The organism is Duganella sp. Leaf61 (assembly GCF_001421905.1).
Taxonomy (GTDB): domain Bacteria; phylum Pseudomonadota; class Gammaproteobacteria; order Burkholderiales; family Burkholderiaceae_D; genus Rugamonas; species Rugamonas zoogloeoides.
Map to the genome: position 1 here is coordinate 1 of NZ_LMLM01000022.1, position 3,606 is coordinate 3,606.

Annotated in this window: 3 protein-coding genes and 1 rRNA gene; 2 read left to right on the forward strand and 2 right to left on the reverse strand. The window is 56.7% G+C overall.

Annotated features, from left to right (window positions below):
• Nucleotides 1–247 precede the first annotated feature (247 nt).
• Nucleotides 248–466 carry a hypothetical protein gene (locus tag ASF04_RS27510; RefSeq protein ID WP_156368636.1) on the reverse strand — a complete coding sequence of 73 codons (219 nt, stop codon included), beginning with the start codon at nt 464–466 and terminating at the stop codon, nt 248–250.
• On the opposite strand from ASF04_RS27510, the gene ASF04_RS13030 reads away from it, so the two are divergent.
• Nucleotides 446–1,504, forward strand: coding sequence for a hypothetical protein (locus ASF04_RS13030; RefSeq protein ID WP_156368637.1), 1,059 nt, complete (start codon nt 446–448; stop codon nt 1,502–1,504). The two genes, ASF04_RS27510 and ASF04_RS13030, sit on opposite strands and share 21 nt — an antisense overlap.
• A 215-nt stretch (nt 1,505–1,719) precedes the next feature.
• Here the strand turns inward: ASF04_RS13030 and ASF04_RS13035 are convergent, their stop codons facing one another.
• The gene (locus ASF04_RS13035) at nt 1,720–3,081 is read right to left on the reverse strand and encodes a sodium-dependent transporter (protein WP_056142214.1); all 1,362 of its coding nucleotides are present in this window, start codon (nt 3,079–3,081) and stop codon (nt 1,720–1,722) included.
• A 429-nt stretch (nt 3,082–3,510) separates the two neighbouring features.
• Between ASF04_RS13035 and ASF04_RS13040 the strand changes: the two genes are divergently transcribed.
• Nucleotides 3,511–3,606: ribosomal RNA gene (locus ASF04_RS13040) — 16S ribosomal RNA — on the forward strand; the annotation flags it as partial.

The following is a 3,606-nucleotide window of genomic DNA, read 5'->3' on the forward strand; positions in this document are numbered from 1 at the left end:
CACCCCTTCCCATCCCGAACAGGACCGTGAAACGACTTTGCGCCGATGATAGTGCTGCAACCAGTGTGAAAGTAGGTTATCGTCAGGCTAGTTATTCCTAAAAGCCCCACCAGCAAACAACGCTGGTGGGGCTTTTTTCATTTCGGCCTAGAGATGCGATTTTAGTGCTGTGATGAAATCTGTCACATGAGCAAGTTTACTTGAGTTTCCCATGCTAAACTGGCAACTCATTCACTGAGGGCCCTGATCAGCCCATACTGCCATGTTTGTCCGCCTTGCCCTCCTTGCCGCCACCCTGGCGCTGAGCGTCGGCGATGTTGCTGTTGCCGATTCCGGGCCCGTCGACAAACTCAAAGCCCACCGGCTCGCTATTACGCTTGATAACGGGGTGTAAACGGGGACCGGTGCCGCACCGTTGCTCGAAGCTTCGCGCCAGGCGCAGTACGTGCTGCTGGGTGAAGATCACGGTGTCGCCGAGATCGCCCAGTTCTCATCTGCCTACTTCAATGCTTTGACGTCTGCGGGTTTCACGACCCTGGTTACGGAAAACGGTGCAGTCGTGACAGGCGCGCTCGAAGGGATGCTCAAGCGTAAAGACGCGGTTGCTGCAATCGCCAGATTTAACGCCACCTATCCCGATTCCATCGCGTTTTACACGATGCGCGAGGAAGCCGCGATGCTGGCCGGCTTTGCCGTTACTGCAGGACCGCGCTTTCAGTACTGGGGCATCGACCAGGAGTTTTTGGGTTCCAGCAAATACTTGATCACCTCGATGCTGGCCCAGCCGGTCAATCGTGCCGCTCGCGCCAAACTCGAAGCGCTGCTGCAAATGGAAGCTGTCGCATATAAAAAAGCGGTAGATACCGGTAACCCCCTCGCTTACCTGATGCTGTCAGCTTCCACCGAAGAACTGGTCTCGCTGCGTCCGCTGCTGGCCGACCCCAAGGAACAGGTTGCGCTAAGCCTGCTTGATGCACTACTGGAAAGCCGTGCCATTTATCAGAAGAGCGCTTCGCGGATCCCCGGCGATCGCGACCTCTCCAACCGCATGCGCCTGGCGCTATTCAAGCGGACTCTGCCCTCCCGGCTCGGCGCGCAAGAGCAAAAGCTGCTGGTCAAGGTCGGTGCCAATCACGCGTACAAGGGTAACAATCCGCTCAATAATCGCGACATCGGCAACTTTCTGGCTGAACGCGCCGAAGGTCTGGGTCAAACCTCGCTACACGTGATCGTGCTGGCGGCAAAGGGTAAACAGTTGAGATTCACAGGGCCCGGCAAGCCACATCAGGCGGCATTGATCGAGCTCGACAGTCCTGCCTTCAAACTGCTGAACAGCGCCGGCACCACCGATGGCAGCTGGTCGTTATTTGATCTTCGCCCACTGCGGTCAGGCTCGCGCAAACTGGCAGCGGGCGACATCGAATTGTTCAATCTGATCAACGGCTACGACTTTGCCTTGATCATCCCCGAAGGCAGTGCTTCGGCGCAGCTCGCGACGCCGTAGAAGCTCTCGCGTCGTGCGAGCAGGATCGCCGCTGACTCCGCGCGCATGGTTGACCTGCCGCGCGATGTAGCGCGCGCTTTGCCCAACGCCGACGCGGGTGTTACTGCGTGGTCCAGTGCGCTAAGCCGGCGCCAGGAGCTGCCATACCGACGCCCTGTCGGGGGTGGCTTGCAGGTTCGCTAGAAACGTTGCTTTCTGTCGTGTCAGCGTCAGGCTCAGAGCAAGTTCAGGCCCTTAAGCATCACCAGCAGAATCAGCAATGGCGACACATAGCGCAGCAGTAACAGCACAATACGCGCTGTGACAATATTGGGCAGTGCGCCCTGATTCGACAGCGCGCGCATGAACTGGTCGGCGCCCCATACCCAGCCTACGTATATGGCGAGGCAAATTCCGCCGATTGGCAACAATACATTGGACGAGACGAAGTCGAACAGGTCGAACATATTCATGCCGAACAGCTTGAAGTCGGCCAGCACATTGTTGGTTAGCGCGCAGCTGGAACCGAGCACCATCAAGACTGCGATGGTGAGCAGGGTCGATCTGGCGCGACTCAGAGCCAGGCGCTCGTGCAAAATCACGACCGGCACTTCCATCAGCGACAGCATCGCACCAGTAGCGGCCACCGCTGCCAGTACGAAGAACACGATCATCAGCAAGTGACCACCGGGGATTTGCGAAAACACGGCCGGAATGGTGATGAACACCAGCGAAGGCCCGGCCGATGGCGCGAAGCCAAACGTGAACACCGCCGGAAAGATGGCGATGCCGGCCAGCATCGAGACAAACAGGTCGGCGATCATCACCCGCACCGTGGTTTGTGGAATATTCTGATCGTCGCGGAAGTAGGAGCCGTAAGTCATCATGGTGCCCATGCCCAGCGACAGCTTGAAGAACGCCAGGCCCATCGCGGTCAGGATGACGCCCGCAGTGATCTTGCTGAAATCGGGACGGAACAGGAAGGCGAGGCCATCGAGCGCCTTGTCCAGCGACAGGCTTACCGCGCAGAGCAGGAGCAATAGCAAAAACAGCAGCGGCATCAGTTTCTTGGCAACCGCCTCGATACCCTTGGTCACGCCCATCAGCAAAATGCCGCCAATAAACGCCAGCACTGCCCATTGCCACAGCAGCGACTGCAGCGGATCGCTGATCAGTACAGTAAAAGCGCCCTCCGTGACCTGGCGATCGCTGCTGAGGATCGATCCGCCGATGGCCTTGAACACATAGGCGAAGACCCAGGCCACCACTTCCGAATAGAACGACATGATCAGGAAAGATGCCAGCATGCCGGATACGCCGATCAACCACCAGGGCAGGCGGCTCGGGCTGAGTTTTTGGAGCGCCGTGATCGGGTTGGCCTTGGCGGCGCGGCCCATGGTGATCTCCGCAATCATGACCGGCAGACCGACCAGCAAGGTGGCCAGCAAGTAAATCAACAAAAAGCCGGCGCCGCCATTGGCCCCGGTCAGGTAGGGGAACTTCCAGATATTGCCCAAGCCTACGGCCGAGCCCAGTGTGGCGGCGAGGACGCCGAAGCTGGAGCTGAAGCCGCCACGTTTGATCGAATTATTAGTCATGGCTGCTTTCCGCACCGGTAAAAGGTTGCGATTGTAGCAGCGCGAAAATAAGTCTTGCAGCTTTGTGTGGGCACTGGCTATAATTCGCCCCCTCGCAGAACAACACATGCAAATGTCGAGTGAAGCGGGAGTAGAGAAGAAAAAGAAGTGCTTGACGAAATATTCGAAACGCTTCATAATCTTGCCTCTTCGCTGATGAACAAAACGCTTCTTCAGCAACGCAGTACCAAATAAGTTCTTTAAAAATTAACAGTCGATAAGTGTGGACGTTTGATGACAGTGCACACGCTGCGTGCAGCGTGATACTTAAATTATCAAATGTTCACAAGAAGTAATGAAATAGGCACTATGAAAATAGTGGCCTGTCAGTATTTTGAGTGAGCGACCCCTTAGCAATAAGGGTGGCAGCAATGCCAACAAACAGAGATTAAACTGAAGAGTTTGATCCTGGCTCAGATTGAACGCTGGCGGCATGCCTTACACATGCAAGTCGAACGGCAGCGCGGGGCAACCTGGCGGCGAGTG

Coding starts and splice junctions, on each gene's coding strand:
- ASF04_RS13035 (WP_056142214.1), bottom strand. CDS start 3,081: ATGACTAATAATTCGATCAAACGTGGCGGCTTCAGCTCCAGCTTCGGC.